We start from the raw sequence: 17,865 nt of genomic DNA, 5'->3' as shown, positions 1-17,865 counted from the left end.
CTGCCCCCCTGTGTCAATATAACTTGAGACACCTACCCGATTAATTTAAAGTACAGCGGTAGGTTCCCAACATGCACAACAGAAAGCAAAAAATCAGCACCCCAGCAACTTCCCATGACAGGAAAGACGTAGCGTCCTCCGAAGTGCAGCGCCCCGATCCGGAGGTAGTCCCGACGGCCAAGCGGCGTGCCTTTTCCGCAGCCGAGAAATTGCGCATTCTGGCCGCCGCCGATGCCTGCGCGGCACCAGGTGACATCGGCGCATTGCTCAGGCGTGAGGGCATCTACTCGTCGCATTTGGCGACATGGCGCAAGCAGCGTCAAGCCGTCGGAGAAGCGGCAGCACTGGAGCGCAAGCGCGGGCCGAAAGCAGATCCCGCCGCCGCGCAAACGCGGCGCGTGCTGGAACTGGAAAAAGAGGTCGAGCGCCTGCGTGCCAAACTGGTCAAGGCGGACCTGATCATCGACGTCCAAAAAAAACTTTCCACTCTGCTGGGACTGAGTACCAGCGACAGACTGAGCGAGCCGAAGTGATCGACGCCGCCAACAACCTGGCTGATCGCGTCGGCGTCGCCGCTGCCTGTCGGGCCTTGCGTTTGCCACGCAGCGCCCTGTATCGGGACCGCGCCGCGCGCCGCGTCTGCACGCTGCCGCTTGCTTGCGTCGCAGCACCCGCGCGGCGGCCACCGCTGGCGCTATCGGAGCTGGAGCGCCGCGTCGTGCTCGACGTGCTCAACAGCCCTCGTTTCGCCAATTGCGCGCCGGCAGCGATCCACGCCCAGTTGCTCGACGAAGGACGCTACGTGGCTTCGGTGCGCACCATGTACCGCTTGCTGCAAGGATGTGCTGCCGTGCGCGAGCGCCGCAACCAGTTGCGTCATCCTGAATACGCCAAACCGGAGCTGCTGGCCGTGGTGCCCAATCAAGTCTGGAGCTGGGATATCACCAAACTGAAGGGCCCGGTCAGAGGAACGTGTTTCCATCTGTATGTCATCCTCGACATCTTCAGCCGCTACGTCGTCGGCTGGATGGTGGCCGAGCAGGAAACCGCCGAACTGGCAGAGCAACTCATTGCCGACACCGCCGCGAAGGAAGACATCATGCCAGGCACGCTGACCTTGCATGCCGACCGGGGCAGCAGCATGCGTTCCAAGCCGGTAGCGACGCTGCTGTCAGACCTGGGCATCGTCAAGTCCCACAGCAGGCCCTACGTCTCCGACGACAATCCGTACTCGGAGGCGCAGTTCAAGACCATGAAGTACCAGCCGGGGTTTCCTGCACGCTTCGGATCGCTGGCCGATGCGCGCGTTCACTGCGCCACGTTCTTTACGTGGTACAACCACCAGCATCGCCATTCCGGCATCGCCATGATGACGCCTGAGAGCGTCCACACGGGCCGCGCGGCCGAAGTGGGCAAACAACGCCAAGCCACTCTGGCGGACGCCTTCCAGCGCACGCCGAATCGTTTCAAGCACCGCATGCCGCAGACGCAAAGACTGCCAACTGCAGCCTGGATCAACCCACCGGCCACTGAGAAAAAGGCCGCCTGAAACCCGAGATTTAGACTCTCACAAGTTCAATATGGTGTTTCAAAATCATTGACACGCTCCGTGCTCACGTTACCTTCAATGACGACGTCGGTGTACGTCAGGCCGATGCCGCATCGATCCCGTATGGGCTTTGAGCCCGAGACGCCAGTCGTTATCTTTAGCTAATTTCAATGGCATCGTAATGTCCACGCTCGCGGGGCAGCGACCTCGCTCGGGGAATTTGCCCGGGTGGTTCGCCACATGCCTTCGGTTGCCGTTCGAACGCCGCGCCGTTCTACGCAATCATTTGTCAGGAAAGTATCCTGCGCCGTCGCCTTTCCGATGCTGCGACTGGAACCGATGGGCGCCGCTGCGGTCTAAACCTAGCCAGGATCGGAAACGACCGATCCGCCCACTTTTCCAGAAAGGAGGAGAAAATGGACCCGCAGAATCGACCTGCCCGGCGCGGCTCAACGCTGGTCGCCGGGCTGTTAATTCCTTTGTATATCCATGCCGCTAACCAAGCACCGCCGCCGAAGGCCGAACCGCAGACCCAGGCAAGCCAATCCGTGCAGCCGCAGGTCGACAAACGCACCGCCGACGCGGCCCTGCAAAAGCAGCGCGAGCTGATGGCGGAAGCCCAGTCCGCGATTGCGCAAACTGAAAAAGCCCTGAAGGCGCTGGACGAGAAACGCAACCGGGATGCGCTCGCCGCACTGGCGTCCGCCACCGGCACGCTGGAGCTGCTCCTGGCGCGCAGTCCCAAATTGGCCCTTGCGCCCATCCGCACCGATGTGCTCACGCACGATCTGCTGGCCAGGAACGACACCGTCAAGGCGGCCGTGAAGGAGGTGCGTGACCGGTTGCGCGATGGCGAGGTGCAAAAGGCGCGGCAACTGATGCAGGGCCTCGCGAGCGAGGTCGAGTTCCGTACGCTGAACATCCCCCTCGAAACCTATCCGGCCGCGATCAAGGCCATCACGCCACTGATCGATGCCGGCAAGATCGAGGAAGCAAAAACGGCGCTGCGCACCATGCTCAACACCTTGGTGATCACCACCGAGGTGGTGCCGCTGCCCAAGCTGCGCGCGGAAGAACAGATCAAGACCGCCCAGGCGCTTGCCGAAAAAGCCAACCGCAGCAAGGAAGAAAACGACAAGCTCGCCCAGAGCATCGCGGCCGCGCGCGACCAGTTGAAAATTGCCGAGCTGCTTGGTTACGGCGATAAAAAGGACTACAAGCCCATGTATCAGCAGATCGACGAACTTGAGAAGAAAACCGCTGGCGGCAAGTCCGGCATGGGCTGGTTCGAGAAGATCAGGCAGCAACTCGCTGCATGGATGTGAGTGGGCCGATTCGCCGCATCCACGCTCAAGCGTTGCAGGTACGACAGCCAGGCCCATGCGCGAGCAGACGATAGCGAACCTGTACCGTCGAAAATGGCTGCTCAGGGCGACAGGCGTGAGCGGCGGCGCCGTGCTGGCTGCCGCCGCGGTTCCCTTCATGGAAAGCCTGGCGCCGAGCGAAGCGGCCAAGGCCGCTGGCGCGCCGGTCGAGGTCGATATTAAGCAGATCGCCCCGGGCGCCTTGTTCACCACCGAGTGGCGCGGCCGGCCGGTGTGGATACTGCACCGGGCCAAGCCCATGCTCACTCTGCTGCGTGGCAACGATGAGCGCGTGGCCGATCCCCGCTCCGAGCGGCCATAGCAACCGCCGTACGCGGCCAACCCGACCCGCTCGATCCGCCCCGCATTCCTGGTTGCGACCGGCATCTGTACCCACCTCGGTTGCGTGCCCGTGTACCGCCCCGAGGTCGCGCCGGCGGACCTGGGCAGCGGCTGGAACGGCGGGTTTTATTGTCCCTGCCACGGCTCCCGATTCGACCTTGCGGGCCGCGTGTTCAAGAACGTTCCCGCGCCCACCAATCTGGAAATCCCCCCTCACGAGTACCTGAGCGATACCCGCGTGCGCATCGGCGCAGATCGCGAGCATCCTGCCTAGGCCGCTTTCATCCGCGCCAAAGCGCCCGCGCTCATGCGATCCAGATGGCCTGTAGGAATGCTCTTACATGCGCACGCGTCATCGTCCACTTCGCTCGGCAGTTTGTCATTTGCATAATGTTAAACAACTGAACATGATGAAATGACAAAGGAAGCCATGAACGCAATCAACACTGGCAGTGCCATCGTGGTCCACGGTGGCGCGGGTGCCGGACGCGAACTCGACGACGGCTGCGTACAGGCAGCCCAGGCTGCGCGCGAACAGCTTGATCAGGACGGCGACGCGCTCGATGCCGCCATCGCCGCCGTCCTCTCGCTGGAAAACGACAGCCGCTTCAACGCCGGAACGGGCGCCGCACTTGGCCTTGACGGCACGACCATCGAAATGGACGCCTGCGTGATGGACACACGCGGCCGCCTCGGCGCCGTGGCCGGCTTGCGCGCGGTCAAGAACCCCGTGCTGGTCGCGCGCGACGTGGCGCGCACGCCGCATTGCCTGCTGAGCGGGGAGGGCGCCGAGCGCTTCGCACGGGCCATGGGTCACGCGCCGTATCGCGAGGTCAGCGACACGGCGCGGCGTGCCCACAAAAAAATGGTCGACCAGCTCGCCGGCGATGGACAAGCCATGCCCGGCGTCGACAACAACGATTTTGCGCGCTTCTGGAACTATGCCTGTTCGCCGGCATTCGCCGCCAGGAGCGGTTGCGACACGGTGGGCGCCGTGGTGCGCGACCAGGATGGCCACTTCGCCGTGGCCGGCTCCACCGGCGGCTCGGCGCCGTCGCTGCTCGGGCGGGTGGGCGACACCCCGATCATCGGCAGCGGCTTCTACGCCGGTCCGCATGGCGCGGTGGCGGCCACCGGCATCGGTGAGCACATCATGCGTCACATGCTGGCCAGCACGGTCTACCACTGGATCGCCTCCGGTACCACGCTGGACGAAGCGCTGCGGCGCGGGGTCGGCCTGTTTCCGGACGATGTCAGCGTCGGACTGATTGCGGTCAGCCGCACCGATGCCGGCGCGTTCAGCAATGCGCCCATGCCGCAAGCGGTGGTGCGCCATGGATGACGCCACCAACATGCCGCATCATGGCCACCTCCTGATCGTCGGCGGCAGCGAGGACCGCCAGCACGACATGCGCGTGCTCACGCGCTTCGTCGAGCTGTGCGGCGGCGTCGAGCGGCCAGTGGCCGTGATGACGGCGGCCAGCGAGATCGGCGATCAGGTCTTCGAGATGTACCGGGCCGCCTTCGCCGAACTGGGCGTGACGCACATGACGCACGTGCATCTCGATTCTCCCAAGGAAGCCGCCAGTGAAAAACTGCTGTCGCGCATCCGCGAAGCGAAGGGCATCTTCATGACCGGCGGCGACCAGAAACGCCTGTTGGAAATGATCGGCGGCACGCCTATCCACACTGAAATCGCCACAGCCTTCGCGCGGGGCGCCTGCATCGCCGGCACCAGCGCCGGGGCCTCGGCCATGTCGCGCTTCATGCTGGCCGAAGGCAAGGCCGAGCTCGCACCCGAAAAAGGGGCGATCCGCCTCGGCGAGGGCCTAGGTTTCGTCGAGCGCATCGTGATCGACCAGCATTTTGCCCAGCGCAAGCGCCTGCCGCGCCTGCTGTCGATCATTGCCGAGCGTCCCGATCTGTACGGCGTCGGCATCGATGAAGACACCGCGCTGCTGATCAGCCCCGGCATCGGCATGGAAGTGATCGGCGATGGCGCGGTGACCTTGATCGACGGCCTGAACATGATCAGCAATATCGACGAACTGGACACCGGCGACGTGCCCAGGCTGATCGACGTGCGCCTGCACCTGCTGCCCGCCGGCACCCGTTTCGATGCGGCAGCCGATGAAGGCACCCGCGTACCCCCACCTTTTCAAGATTTCTTCGACGCCCTTATACAACCAGAACAACGAGAACCATCATGATGACCATTTTGCGACAACGTTTCCTGCGCGGCCCCAACCTGTTTGCCGACACGCCCTGCATGCTCACCCTGGTCGACCTGGGGCCGCTGGCGAATATCGTCCCTGCCGCCATGGCCGGCCTGCATGAGCGCTTGACGGCGCCGCTGCCATCGCTGCGCGACTATCGCGATTCGGCGGACGGCGATCTGGGCGACCTGCTTGAGCACCTTACCCTTGAGTTGCAAAGCCTGGCCGGCAGCGAGGTCGGCAGCGTGGAGAAGCGCAACGTGCGCAAGGAGCCGGGCCAGTGCCGCGTGGTTTGCAGCTACCAGTTCGAGCGCGTCGCCAGCCAGGCGTTCGACCTGGCCCTGCGCGTGGTCGATGCGCTGCTCAATCGGACGGCCGTGGATGTCGAGGCCGGCCTGGCCGGACTGAAGGACACCGTGGCCGACTGCGCGATCGGCACCAGTACCGGCGCCGTGCTGGCCGCGGCGAGGCGGCGCGGCATCCCGCTGATCCGCCTGCTTGATACCGCCAACCTGTTCCAGCTTGGCTGGGGCAGCCGCCAGAAGCGCTTGCAGGCCACGGTCACGGGCCGCACCAACTACATTGCCGTCGATATCGCCAGCGACAAGCAGCTGACCAAGACCTTGCTGGAGCAGGCCGGCCTGCCGGTGCCGGAAGGCGACACTGTGCGCAGCGCCGACGACGCCGTGCGCGTGGCCAGCCGGATCGAGGGCCCGGTCACCGTCAAGCCGCTCGACGCCAATCAGGGCAAGGGCGTTACCACGCGCTGCTGCAATGAAGAGGAGATACGCACGGCATTCGCCCATGCACGTGAACATGCGCGCACGGTGATCGTGGAGCGCTTCCTCAAGGGACGCGACTACCGCGTGCTCGTGACCGGCAACAAGGTCGCCGCGGCCTCATGGCGCCGCCCTCCGCACGTCACGGGCGACGGCGAGTCGACCATCCGCCAACTGGTCGCTGTCGAAAACAGCAGCCCGGCGCGCGGCGAGGGCCACACCAATATCCTGACCACGATTCCGCTCGACGACATCGCGCTTGAAGTCCTGCACAAGCAGGGCATGGACGCCGACTCGGTGGTCCCCGCCGGCACCGTGGTCGAGCTTCGCGGCAACGCCAATCTGTCGACCGGCGGAACGGCCGAAGACGTGACCGACCTGCTGCCGCGCTCCACGGTCCAGATCTGCATCCGCGCCGCCAGGACGATTGGCCTGGACGTGGCCGGCATCGACATCGTGTGCGAAGACATCGCCAAGCCGCTGGCCGCGCAGGGCGGCGGCATCATCGAAGTCAACGCCGCGCCCGGCATCCGCATGCACCAGTATCCATCGGCCGGCACGCCGCGCGACGCCGGCGACGCCATCGTCGAATCGATGTTCGCCGGCAGCGACGGCCGCATTCCCCTGATCGCCGTCACCGGCACCAACGGCAAGACCACCACCACGCGCCTGATCGAACACGCGGCGCGCAAGACCGGCCTCACCACCGGCATGACCACGACCGAAGGCGTGTACATCAACGGCGAGCTGACCATGGAAGGGGACTGCACGGGCTACCATTCGGCGCTGTCGCTCCTGAGCGCGCCCGATGTCGACCTGGCGGTGCTGGAAACGGCGCGCGGCGGCATCCTCAAGCGCGGGCTGGCGTTCGACCGCTGCGACATCAGCGTGGTGCTCAATGTCTCGGCCGACCATCTGGGCCTGGACGGCGTGGACACGCTGGACGAGCTGGCCATGGTCAAGGAGGTGGTGGCGCGCGTCGCCTCGCGCGCCGTGGTGCTCAACGCGCATGATCCTTTGTGCGTGGACATGGCCAGCCGCATCGCTCCAAGCGTCGAAATCCTGTACTTTTCGCTCGACGACAGCCATCCGGTGCTGCGCAAGCATCTGGCCGATGGCGGCCGCGCCGTGTACCTGCATCAGCGCAGCGTGGTGCTGGCCAACGGGGGCGAAGAGCAGCGCCTGCTCGATGAACGCGCCATGCCGGTGTCGATGAACGGCGTGGCGCGCTACAACGTGGCCAATGCGCTCGCCGCCGCCGCCGCGCTCGCCGCTGCCGGCTTCGACAACAGTACCATCGTCGCCGGCCTGTCGAGTTTCGTATCCGATGGCAAAAACAATCCCTTGCGCTCGAACGTGTTCGACATCGGCGGCGTGCAGGTCGTAGTCGACTTCGCGCACAACTGCGCCGCTTACGGCGCCTTGTCCGAAATGGCGCGCGGCATGGCGGCCGGACAGATCGTGGGCGTGGTGTCGGCGCCGGGCGACCGGCGCGACCAGGACCTGCGCGAGATCGGCCAGGTTTGCGCGGCAGGCTTCGATACGGTGGTCGTGTACGAGTCCGAAAGCCGCGGCAGGCCGGAAGGCGAGACGGCGCGCCTGATTTCGGAGGGCGCACAGAGCGCGTCGCCCGAGCCTGGCCGCCTCCATTGCAAGCTCGACGCGCACGAAGCGATCCGCTTTGCCTTGCGCATGTGCAGCCCGGGCGACATGCTCATTTTCGGTTGCGGTTCGTCATTGAGCGAACTGATCGAAGCGATTCGCCCGGACATGCCCTTGCTTGCGGAAAAAATTACCGCCGACATCGCCTAGGCCGGCGTGCCTTGCTGCATAAAATGAAACAGTGGAGGCAGGCGTATTCCTACACCAGTTCTGCGATAACGCCTATTCATGCGCGCCGGTGACAGGATTAACATGGAAGGTCGTCGCAAGTTGGCAGCAGCGAGCGTCGTCCGCAAGAGGACGCCTGGTGACACGCTGCTCCGGCTGCGCTGACTATCTCAATCGACAATCAGGAGGAAAACCATGTTGAGCCGTATTCTCGGGTTGGTGGCTGTTGCGGTCGGTGGAACGTTGCTGGCCAAGCAAATGCAAAAGTCTGGCGGCAAGGGCAGTGAATCGCGTGTCAGTATCGATGTCGATCTTCCGGTGCGCACTGTCTACGACCAGTTCACGCAGTTCGAGCAATTTCCTCAGTTTATGGAAAGTGTGCATGAAGTGCGCCAGCTCGACGACAAGCGCCTGCACTGGAAGGCGGACGTGTTCGGCAAGGTCATCGAGTGGGATGCCGAAATCACCGAGCAGATTCCGGACAAAAAAATCGCCTGGCGCAGCACCTCCGGCACGCCGAACGGTGGCGCGGTGACGTTCAAGGAGCTGTCGGGCGGGCGCACCAACGTCACGCTCGAGATGTACTACGAACCGCAAGATGCGGTGGAAACCATGGGCGACATGGTCGGGGCCGTTCGCATGCAGGCGCGTTCCAACCTGCAGCGCTTCAAGGACATGCTGGAGAAGCGCGGCAGCGAAACCGGCGCGTGGCGCGGCACGATATCGAAAGAGAGCGGGGCAGGGCCGATGCATTAATCGCCCCGGCAGCCGCATCGCCGCGGCCAGCGTCATGCACCATGCGCTGGCCGCGGGGGCTGGCCTTTGACTCCGCCGGCTCGCTGCCGGCGGGTTTGATGTCTACTCGGTCGAGAAGGAGGCATGCACCTCGCAATCCGGATCGCGCGTGGTCACGCACTCGATATTGTCCGTGATATGCCTTCGGAAGAACGACGCGCCGGCGCATTGTCCGGCGCGTCGCGACGATTCAGGGATGTGCCGCAATGACCTGCGCCACCGCCGCCGTCAGTCGTTTTCCATACGGCACATGCAGGAACTCGTTCGGCCCGTGCGCATTGCTCTTCGGTCCCAACACGCCGCACACCATCATCTGGGCTTTCGGGAAGCTCTTCTGCAGCAAGCCCATCAGTGGAATGGTGCCGCCTTCGCCCAGATAGCCGACCGGCGTGCCGAAATGGCTTTCGCTGGCCGCGTTCACGGCGGTGGACAGCCACGGGCTCAGTTCCGGCGTATTCCAGCCGCTGGCGCCGTACGATCCCGGCGTGCCATCCGGCACGAACGACACGCGCGCATTGTAGGGCGCGTTATCCTCCAGCAAGGCTTTCAATTGCAGCGCGGCGGCATTGCCGTCGAGCAGGGGCGGAATGCGCAGCGACAGCTTGAAGGCGGAGTAGGGGCGCAGCACATTGCCGGCATTGGCGAACTCCGGAAAGCCTTCCGCGCCCACCACCGACAAGGTCGGCCGCCAGGTGCGGTTCAAGATCGCTTCCAGCGGATCGGTCGTCACCGGCAGCACCGAGCCGCCATCGGCGCCGCAGGCCCACGGCATGCGCTTGTACACTTCTTCCTTCAAGATGGCGGCGGTCGCTTTGGCTTCCTCGATGCGCACGTGCGGAATTTCGCAATGAAAGCTTTCCGGCAGCAGGCGCCCGGTCTTCGCATCTTCGAGCCGGTCCAGCAGATGGCGCAGGACGCGGAAACTCGACGGCACCACACCCGAATGGGCGCCCGAGTGGATACCCTCGGTCAGCACTTCCACCTTGAGCGTGCCCGAAACCATGCCGCGCAGCGACGTGGTCAGCCACAACTGGTCGTAGTTGCCCGCGCCCGAATCGAGGCAGACCACCAGCGACACCTGGCCCAGGCGGTCGCCCAGCATCTCGAGGTAGGGCGGCAAGTCGTACGAGCCGCTTTCCTCGCAGGTTTCGATCAGGCCCACGCAGCGCGGGCGAGGAATGTTCTGACGGTCCAGCGCCATGATCGCCGTGAGCGAGGCATATACGGCGTAGCCGTCATCGGCACCGCCGCGTCCGTACAGCTTGCCGTCTTCGTACTTGGGCGTCCATGGACCCAGGTCGCCGCGCCAGCCGTCGAATTCGGGCTGCTTGTCGAGGTGGCCGTAGATCAGGATGGTGTCGTTGGAAGCGGCCTTGGTGGCCGGCAGCTCGAAGAAAATGACGGGCGAGCGATTCGGCGCACGCAGCACTTCGAGTTTCAGCCCTGGAATCTTTTTGCTCCTGATCCACTCTTCGGCATCGCGCACGACCCGATCGAGATAGCCGTTGGCTTCCCACTGGGCATCGAAGGCGGGGCTTTTGGCCGGCACGGCGATGTACGAGACCAGAGCCGGAACGATTTCTTCATCCCAGACGCGGTCGGCAAAGGCCGCGAGTTCGCTTTGGGAGAGCGTGCCGCTGGTGGGCGACGAAGTTGGGTGGGTCATGGGATTCTCTCTTGAACAGAATATCGTATTTTACTGTAGCACTTCATTCGATGGGAGGGTGCCGGCCACGTAGCTCGCCGCTGTGCCGATGTCGGCGGCGATACCGGAGTATGGGGCCACTTGAGCATCCGCGCCGTATCGAATTCTGCTGTGGTCAAGTTATTTCGGACACAACGATAGGTTCGCGTACTGCCATTTTCCGTTCGTAGACGGCGGGCGACAGATTGCCCAATGCTGAATTGATGCGTTTGCAGTTGTAAAAGCCGACGATGTAGTCGGTGATGTCGGCCTTGGCCTCGGCATGATTGGCATATTGGCGCTGCCAGACACGCTCCATCTTGAGGTTCAAGAAGAAGCGCTCTGCAACGGCGTTGTCCCAACAATTTCCCTTACGACTCATGCTGCAAACGAAGCCGTGTTCTGCCAGCAGATCCTGGTAAAGCTCGCTCGCGTACTGGCTGCCTCGGTCCGAATGGACGACGAGTCCCGGTGCCGGTTGCCGCTGTTGAATGGCCATGTTCAATGCGTCGCAGACCAGCTTAGCAGGCATGCTCGGTGCCATGGCCCAGCCGACCACCTTGCGCGCGTACAAGTCCAGGACTGTGGCCAGGTACAACCATCCTGCGGCGGTGCGAATGTACGTGATATCGCTGACGTATGCCAGATTTGGGGCCGTTGGATTGAACTGCCGATTGAGCACATTGGCGGCAATAGGCAGGTCGTGCTTGCTGTCTGTCGTGTGAACGAATTTTCGCTTCCAGACGGGCTTCAAGGCCGCCTTACGCATCAAACTGCGCACCTTGTAACGCCCGATTTGGAAGCCTTCGCCAGCCATGGCCGTGACCAACCGACGGCTGCCGTAGCTCTGATGGCTTGCCATGAACAAAGCCTTCAGGTGCACGGTTTCCTTGCAGACGACTGGCTTGATGGAGCGGCGCTGCGACGCGTAAAAACCGGACCGGCTGACGTCGAGGATGCGGCAGCTGCTCTGAACCGGAATGGCCTCCTTTTGCAGTTGAACAATGAGCTGATGCATCATTTCATTTCGCGGGCAAAGAAGGCCGAGGCCTTTTTTAAGATAGTCACATCCTGTCTCAGCTGCAGATTTTCCGCCTCCAATTGCCGGATCCTCTGCTGCTCGGCAGTGAGTGGCTTGCCGATGCCCGGCTGGCCGCTCTGCTCAGCACCGTACTGGGTCAGCCAGCGGCGAATCGCGGTCTGGCCGATGCTCATGCTCTCGCTGACGTTCTGAATGCTCTGTCCCTGCTCTTTGATCATTCGAACCACTTCCAGCTTCAGGCTGGGATCGAATGTCTTCCGTTTTCTTGTTGCCATGTATTACTCCTCAGATGGTGGATTTTCCACCTATTGAGGTGTCCGGGCAAATTAGACCACAGCATTCCGGCGTATTATCTGGATATTAAGCAAACAGCAGGCAAGACATCACTTCACCACTGACCAAGGAGAACAAGCATGGCTGGAAAGAAGATTTTGTTTCTGACGGGCGATTTTGCGGAAGATTACGAGACCATGGTGCCGTTCCAGGCGCTGCAGATGGTCGGCCATACCGTGCACGCGGTTTGTCCGGGCAAGAAAGCGGGCGAGAAGATCAAGACCGCGATCCACGATTTCGAGGGCGACCAGACCTACACGGAAAAACCCGGCCATCTGTTCGCGCTCAACGCCAGCTTCGATGAGGCCGACGCCGGCAACTATGATGCCTTGATGATCGCCGGCGGACGCGCCCCGGAATACCTGCGCCTCAATGAGCGGGTGATCGAACTGGTCAGGCAGTTCGCGCAGGCGAACAAGCCGATCGCGGCGGTCTGCCATGGGGCGCAGTTGCTGGCGGCCGCGGATGTGATTCGCGGCAAGCGCATTTCCGCCTATCCCGCATGTTCGCCGGAAGTGCGCATGGCCGGCGGCGAGTATGCGCAGATCGAGGTCGACCAGGCGGTCACGGACGGTAATTTCGTCACGGCGCCAGCATGGCCGGCGCACCCGCAGTGGCTGGCGCAATTTCTCAGGCTGCTCGGGACCGAGATCAGGCTCTGAACGACTTGACCAGCGTCAGTTCGCCGATGCTGCGCATGGGCAGCACGAACTCTTCGCGTTTCTCGCGCGGGGTGTTTTCGTTATACACCAGCGTCACGCGCGCGGTGATCATCTGCATCTGGCGCTTGCTTTCGTCGAAGTGGTAGCCGTTCGCGCCCAGCTTGCCCCAGTAATTGATATATACGTCGTAGTTCCCGCGCAAGGGCGCGGTCATGGTGTACATCTCGGGGCCGGGGCCATCCACGCTGTCGACGTCCAGGCCGCCGCCGTTGGTCAATACCGGGTGGCCGAAGTAAGCGTGCTGGCCGTCGGGCGTGACGATGTGCATGTCGATCTCGGCTTCGGTATCGTCCCAGGCGCAGATAATGCGCACGCCGGCAGGGGCCGGCCCGAGCTGATGTCGTAGAACTGCACGCGCCTGAACGATTTGCCCTGGGGCGATTTGACTTCCACGCTGTTCGACCCGGCGCCGAACAGGTAAGGGCGCGCGTAATGGCCCTGCTCATCCGTCATCAGGCGCAGGGGATTGCCGTTGACCACCCGCTGGTGCGCCTCGCGCTTGCCGGCGGCGGCCGCGATGCGCCCCTTGATCATGCCGCGTTTGCTCTGGGCGCCGCGGTCGATGGGTGAGTTGGGGTAGGCCACCGTTGCCTGATCGCTCTTGTCTACCAGTCCCGAGCGGTTCCATCCGCCGGCCGGCGACGCTATTTCCGTGGCCATCGCGGACGGCAGGGCCAGTGCCAAGGCCAGGGCCGGGCGGCACAGCTTGCAGGTCAATTCCTCAGGGGACTCCAGGAGGTTTGCGCGATTGTAAGCGCTGGCCCGGCCGCTTGTTAAATTGCCTTTGTTTTATTGTTAATTCAAGAGTAAGCTTGTTTTTAATGTAAATCGATCTACGGCAGTTTTTCAAGTACGGAAGAAGCTGATATGACAGCTCGGCGTCAAACAAGGGTAGAAGCAGGTAAATGACACTGACTACACTAACAGGAGAGCATGTACATGAATATCAATCCATTCGATCTGTCGGTTTCTGATTTCGTGGCGCAGTCGGCCAGGTGGTGCGCGGAGTTCAATATTCCGGAAGACTTTCCCTACGATTTGAAGGTGGAGATCGCGGACCGCGCCCTGTTCGATACCGGTACCGATCAATACGAGCAGATCGCCGAGGAAGCCGAGGACTGGATCGAACAGGAACGTACCCGCCTGGGCGAAGCGCTGCCGACGTTCAGCACGCACGCCGATTACATTGTGCGCACCGAGCAGTGGCGCAACGAGTTCAATATTCCCCCCTACCTGCCCTACACGGAGCAGGTGCGCATTGCCGATGAAGTGCTGCGCACGATCGACCGCTCCAAATATGCCGGCATGCTATCGGCGGCCGAGGAATGGAGTAAAACTGAAAGCGCCAACCTGAATGCCGAACCGCCTTTCGATGGCTGGAAAGAGCAAATCCGGCGCCAGCTGCTGCAGATCCAGAAAGGCAAATACCTGATGATCTATGTGCCGTATGGTTCGAGCAACTACAGGATCGAGCAGGGAACCCTGACCAGTGTCGACTGGAATACGGGCACGGTGCTCCTGCATAGCACGGTGTATAACCGCGATAACACTGTGGCGATCGATAACATCCAGAGTATCGACGAAAGCCGCAGCGGTTCGGGCGCGCTGGGCGCGGTGCAGACGGCCGATCTGCGGCTGGTCGGATTTGACTGGTATCGCGGCAACACCAAGCTGTAACAGCCTGGCGGTTCAAGAGGCCATCGGCTGGCGATGGCCTCCTGCTGCGCGGGTGGCGAATTCCCGTTCGGTGGCATCTTCAACTCTGATGTCCAGGCGCCTTATTGTCCCAAGTGCTCACGCCCCTGCGTCGGCGGCCATCACCGCCGCAACCCGGCTCGCGATGGCCTGCGCCAGCACATGCACGTGATAGCCGTCGACAAAGCCGTGATGCGCCTGCACCGAAAACGGCATCGTCATCGTGTCTCCCGCCGGCGCGCTGAACTTGCCCCAGGCGAGCGAGGGAATATCGGTGCTGCGATGGCAGAAAATCGGATGCTCGATCGCGCGCATCTCGAACCATGGCATGCAGGTGATATAAATATTGTCCCTGGCCTGGCGCGGGGTCAGGTCGGCGTTGGTATTGATCAAGGCGCGGCTGGCCTTCGCTTCCTGGCCGGCGCGTACGCTGCGCGCGATGAATTCGCGCAGGTCGGTGCTTCGGGTAAAGCGCGCGAAATTGAGATTGTTGTCCTCATTGATCACCGTGAACGAGCCGATGAAATCGTCGATCTTGATGACCTGATCTTCATGCACGCGGTACATGAAGTTATCGACCGTCTCGATCGCGGACAGCACGCAATACAGGAAGAAGTGAAACGGCGGCAGGCCGCGCTGTTTGCAAAACGGACGGAAATCCGGCAGTTCCAGCGTCAGGCTGATATTGAGCAGGGGATTGTCGAATTGGCGGAAAACCTCATAGCGGTCGCGCCGGAGTTCAAAATTTTTCATGCCCGCAGTTTAACCGATGGCGGCGCCGGCCGGCAGGCCAAGGGGCCATTTCCACGGCGCCGTCGTGACGCTCTGTTCCTCTGAAACAGCAGCCTGTCGCCCGCCACCGCCCATTTCCTTCGTGGCAATGTAATCTGCGTACTCCTCCTGCATGGCAGGCAGATATCAACACCCTGCGCGGCCCATCGCGGCGGCGCACCAGAATGTGGAGCCTCCTATGCTGTTTCGACAAATTGCCGTTATCGCCGCATTGACCCTCGCCAGCGCGGCTTGCGCGGCCGCGCCCGACAAGCTCGACGCCATCGTCAAGTCGGCCATGGCCGGCAGCAAGGTGCCGGCGGTCGGCGCCGTCATCCTGCGCGACTGCGCCATCAGCGCGCAAACGGTGCACGGCCGGCAGCGCAACGACCGGCAGCGCCGCGCCGGCACCGACGATGTCTGGCTGATCGGCTCCACCGGCAAGGTCATGACGGTGGCCATGATCGCGCGGCTGGCCGAGCGCGCCGTGCTGGCGTGGGATGCGCCGCTCGAGAAGATGCTGCCCGATCTGGCCGCGGACATGCTGCCCGACTACCGCCAGGTCACGCTGCTGCAATTGCTGTCCCATCGCGCCGGATTGCCGCGCGACCTGCTCAATCTCAAAGGGGTGGAACATTTCTTCACCGACACCCGCCCGAGCGGGCAACAACGCCTTGCCTACATCGCCGAAGCGCTCAGGGACAAACCGGAAGCCGCCCCGGGCACCGCCTTCGCTTACAGCAATACCGGCTTTCTGATTGCCGCCGCGATCGCTGAAAAAGTCACCGGCGAGACCTACGAAGCGCTGATGCGCAAGGAAGTGTTTGATCCGCTGGCGATGCGGCACGCCGGCTTCGGCAACACCGGCAATGGCCAGAACCGCGGCCACCGGCACGGCAAGCCGATGCTCGACATGGCCAAGTTCGATGACGGCGCACCGGCCATGTTCGCGCCGGCCGGTTTCCTGCATATGAGCCTGGCCGACTGGGCACGCTTCAATCTCGACCAGCTGGCCGGCGCCAGGGGGCAGGGCAAGCTGCTTGCGCCCGCATCCTACCAGCTGATGCAAACCGCGCAGCCGGACAGCCCCGCCGGCCTGGACTGGGGCGTGCAAGCGTCGATCGCCGGCCGCCAGGGCCCGGCGCTGGTCCACCAGGGCTCGGACGGCAACTGGCTGGCCATCGCCGTGCTGTTCCCGGAGCGGGGCAGCGGCGCGCTGGTGGTCGCCAACGCCGCCGAGGACATGGGTGCGGACAAGGTCTTGAACGGCATCTTCGGCAAGTTGTTTCCAACGCTCAGTCCCGCCAGGAAAAATCCCTAAGGTCGGCGCCGGCTGCGAGCGCGGTGTCATTCCCGCCGCGTTCGCACCGCATAGTGCAATTAAGCCGACGCGCTTGGCGTTTTGCCGCCATACTGCTCGGACTTGCCGCCGTCAATGTCGGCTTGCAAAAAAGGACGCCATGGCGAAGCAGCACAGCACCACAGAATCGCCCCTACCCGCGGCACACTCCCTTGCCGCCGAGGTGGCCGACTTGCGCCTTCTGCTGGGCCAGCGCGACGCCGAGATCGCCACCATGCGCGATGAGGCCGCGCGCGCCGCGGCGCGCCAGCACACCTTCCTGGCCCTGCTGGTGCGCGAACTGCGCAATCCGCTCGCCCCCGTCAGCCTGGCCAACACCATGCTGGCCAAGCTGCCCGAGCCGTCGGCCGGGCTGCTCAATGTGCACGCGGTGATCCACCGCCAGGTACAGCACCTGAGCCACCTGCTCGACGAACTGCTCGATGCCGCCAGCCTCAATGACGGCACCATGACGCTCGCGCGCAGCCCGGCGCCGCTGGTGGCGCTGCTGCGGCGCGCGCTGCAGACGGTGCAGGTGCGCATCCTGGAACGGCACCAGCAGCTGCAGCTGGACATGCCGGAAGAACTCACGGTCCACGCCGATCCGGCGCGGCTGGCGCAGGCGTTCGCCAATCTGCTGGTCAACGCGTCCAGGTACACCGCCGACGGCGGCATCATCCGCATGGCCGCGCGCGCCCATGAGGGCAGGGCCGTGGTGACCGTGGCCGACAACGGCGCCGGCATGGCGCCGGAAGTACTGGCCGCCATGTTCGATCTGTTCACCCAGGGAGCGCGCGCGCCGGCCCGCGCCGAAGGCGGGCTGGGCGTGGGCCTGAACGTGGCCCGCAATATCGTGGAGTTGCATGGAGGCAAGATCGTGGGCGCCAGCGACGGGCCGGGACGGGGCAGCGTGTTTACCGTGTCGCTGCCGCTGTGGAGCGGCGCCGACGGGACGGCCGCGGCGGCCGGCCGTGCGGCACCGCCCAGCCGCCGCATCCTGCTGGTCGAAGACAATCTCGACGCCAACGATACCCTGGGCCAGCTGCTGCTGGCCGAAGGCCACAGCGTCACCGCCGCGTACGACGGCATCGCCGGGCTGTCGCTGGCGCGCACCCAGGTCTTCGATGTGCTGATCTGCGACATCAACCTGCCCGGCCTGGACGGTTACGAGCTGATCACGCAGCTGCGCCGCACGGCGGGGGCGCACATCCCGTTTGCGATCGCCATTTCCGGCTATGCCCGGCCGGACAACCGCACGCGCGCCATCGCGGCCGGCTTCGGCCAGTACGTGGTCAAGCCGCTCGACATCGACGCCTTGCTGGCGCTGGTCGCCTCGGAGGCGGTCACGCGCTTCATCGCGGCCGCCGGCAACGCCAGGTAGGCGCGCGCGCAAGGGCCGGGGTG

15 protein-coding genes and 1 pseudogene are annotated in these 17,865 nt (G+C 63.6%); 11 read left to right on the top strand and 5 right to left on the bottom strand.

Going from position 1 to position 17,865, the window contains the following annotated elements:
- Positions 1 to 143: 143 nt before the first annotated feature.
- The 7 genes and pseudogenes from CR152_RS27010 to CR152_RS26980 all read left to right on the top strand — a co-directional run bounded on the left by CR152_RS27010 (position 144) and on the right by CR152_RS26980 (position 8,836).
- Positions 144 to 1,549, top strand: a protein-coding gene (locus CR152_RS27010; protein WP_370663850.1) for an IS3 family transposase whose coding sequence is annotated in 2 segments (ribosomal slippage) — positions 144 to 515 and positions 518 to 1,549 — 1,404 coding nt in all. Because the reading frame shifts where the segments join, the coding sequence is not laid out codon by codon here.
- Between the two features lie 416 nt (positions 1,550 to 1,965).
- Positions 1,966 to 2,874 (top strand): YfdX family protein, encoded by a 909-nt coding sequence (locus tag CR152_RS27005; RefSeq protein ID WP_099880171.1) that lies wholly within the window; start codon positions 1,966 to 1,968, stop codon positions 2,872 to 2,874.
- A 55-nt stretch (positions 2,875 to 2,929) separates the two neighbouring features.
- Positions 2,930 to 3,529: pseudogene (gene petA / locus CR152_RS27000) on the top strand (ubiquinol-cytochrome c reductase iron-sulfur subunit).
- A 156-nt stretch (positions 3,530 to 3,685) separates the two neighbouring features.
- The gene (locus CR152_RS26995) at positions 3,686 to 4,597 is read left to right on the top strand and encodes an isoaspartyl peptidase/L-asparaginase (RefSeq protein ID WP_099880169.1); all 912 of its coding nucleotides are present in this window, start codon (positions 3,686 to 3,688) and stop codon (positions 4,595 to 4,597) included.
- Positions 4,590 to 5,465, top strand: a complete 876-nt coding sequence (locus CR152_RS26990; RefSeq protein WP_229413643.1) for a cyanophycinase — start codon at positions 4,590 to 4,592, stop codon at positions 5,463 to 5,465. Before CR152_RS26995 ends, CR152_RS26990 begins: the two co-directional genes overlap by 8 nt.
- The gene (cphA, locus tag CR152_RS26985) at positions 5,462 to 8,062 is read left to right on the top strand and encodes a cyanophycin synthetase (RefSeq protein ID WP_229413641.1); all 2,601 of its coding nucleotides are present in this window, start codon (positions 5,462 to 5,464) and stop codon (positions 8,060 to 8,062) included. The genes CR152_RS26990 and cphA overlap by 4 nt, the downstream gene beginning before the upstream one ends.
- 213 nt (positions 8,063 to 8,275) lie before the next feature.
- Entirely contained in the window at positions 8,276 to 8,836 is a 561-nt protein-coding gene (locus CR152_RS26980) for an SRPBCC family protein (RefSeq protein ID WP_099880168.1), read from the top strand.
- A 229-nt stretch (positions 8,837 to 9,065) separates the two neighbouring features.
- Here the strand turns inward: CR152_RS26980 and CR152_RS26975 are convergent, their stop codons facing one another.
- Together CR152_RS26975 and CR152_RS26970 are read right to left on the bottom strand one after the other, a co-directional pair.
- Positions 9,066 to 10,541, bottom strand: a complete 1,476-nt coding sequence (locus CR152_RS26975) for a M20 family metallopeptidase (protein WP_099880166.1) — start codon at positions 10,539 to 10,541, stop codon at positions 9,066 to 9,068.
- A 154-nt stretch (positions 10,542 to 10,695) separates the two neighbouring features.
- Positions 10,696 to 11,876 (bottom strand): IS3 family transposase gene (locus CR152_RS26970; RefSeq protein ID WP_208640109.1). Its coding sequence is split into 2 segments (ribosomal slippage): positions 10,696 to 11,627 and positions 11,627 to 11,876, totalling 1,182 coding nucleotides; the frame shifts between segments, so codons are not numbered across the junction.
- Positions 11,877 to 12,014: 138 nt separating this feature from the next.
- On the opposite strand from CR152_RS26970, the gene CR152_RS26965 reads away from it, so the two are divergent.
- A complete protein-coding gene (locus tag CR152_RS26965) occupies positions 12,015 to 12,596 on the top strand; it encodes a DJ-1/PfpI family protein (protein ID WP_099880164.1) in 582 nt (193 codons plus the stop codon).
- Here CR152_RS26965 and CR152_RS34430 read toward each other — a convergent pair.
- On the bottom strand, positions 12,586 to 12,924 hold the full coding sequence (locus CR152_RS34430) for a YfaP family protein (protein WP_229413640.1): 339 nt from the start codon (positions 12,922 to 12,924) through the stop codon (positions 12,586 to 12,588). The genes CR152_RS26965 and CR152_RS34430 overlap by 11 nt on opposite strands.
- Positions 12,870 to 13,373 carry a hypothetical protein gene (locus CR152_RS34425; protein ID WP_229413638.1) on the bottom strand — a complete coding sequence of 168 codons (504 nt, stop codon included), beginning with the start codon at positions 13,371 to 13,373 and terminating at the stop codon, positions 12,870 to 12,872. Before CR152_RS34425 ends, CR152_RS34430 begins: the two co-directional genes overlap by 55 nt.
- Before the next feature lie 222 nt (positions 13,374 to 13,595).
- On the opposite strand from CR152_RS34425, the gene CR152_RS26955 reads away from it, so the two are divergent.
- The gene (locus CR152_RS26955) at positions 13,596 to 14,333 is read left to right on the top strand and encodes a hypothetical protein (RefSeq protein ID WP_157778762.1); all 738 of its coding nucleotides are present in this window, start codon (positions 13,596 to 13,598) and stop codon (positions 14,331 to 14,333) included.
- Between the two features lie 117 nt (positions 14,334 to 14,450).
- Here CR152_RS26955 and CR152_RS26950 read toward each other — a convergent pair whose 3' ends face one another.
- Entirely contained in the window at positions 14,451 to 15,104 is a 654-nt protein-coding gene (locus CR152_RS26950) for a CatA-like O-acetyltransferase (RefSeq protein ID WP_099880161.1), read from the bottom strand.
- Between the two features lie 217 nt (positions 15,105 to 15,321).
- Here CR152_RS26950 and CR152_RS26945 point away from each other — a divergent pair, with 217 nt between their 5' ends.
- Positions 15,322 to 16,443 (top strand): serine hydrolase domain-containing protein, encoded by a 1,122-nt coding sequence (locus CR152_RS26945; protein WP_099880159.1) that lies wholly within the window; start codon positions 15,322 to 15,324, stop codon positions 16,441 to 16,443.
- A gap of 139 nt (positions 16,444 to 16,582) precedes the next feature.
- Positions 16,583 to 17,842, top strand: coding sequence for a hybrid sensor histidine kinase/response regulator (locus tag CR152_RS26940; protein ID WP_099880157.1), 1,260 nt, complete (start codon positions 16,583 to 16,585; stop codon positions 17,840 to 17,842).
- Positions 17,843 to 17,865: the final 23 nt, after the last annotated feature.

It is taken from the genome of Massilia violaceinigra (assembly GCF_002752675.1).
GTDB lineage: Bacteria > Pseudomonadota > Gammaproteobacteria > Burkholderiales > Burkholderiaceae_D > Telluria_A > Telluria_A violaceinigra.
Note: the sequence above shows the minus strand (reverse complement) of the source record. Positions and strands in the feature narration are given on the sequence as shown.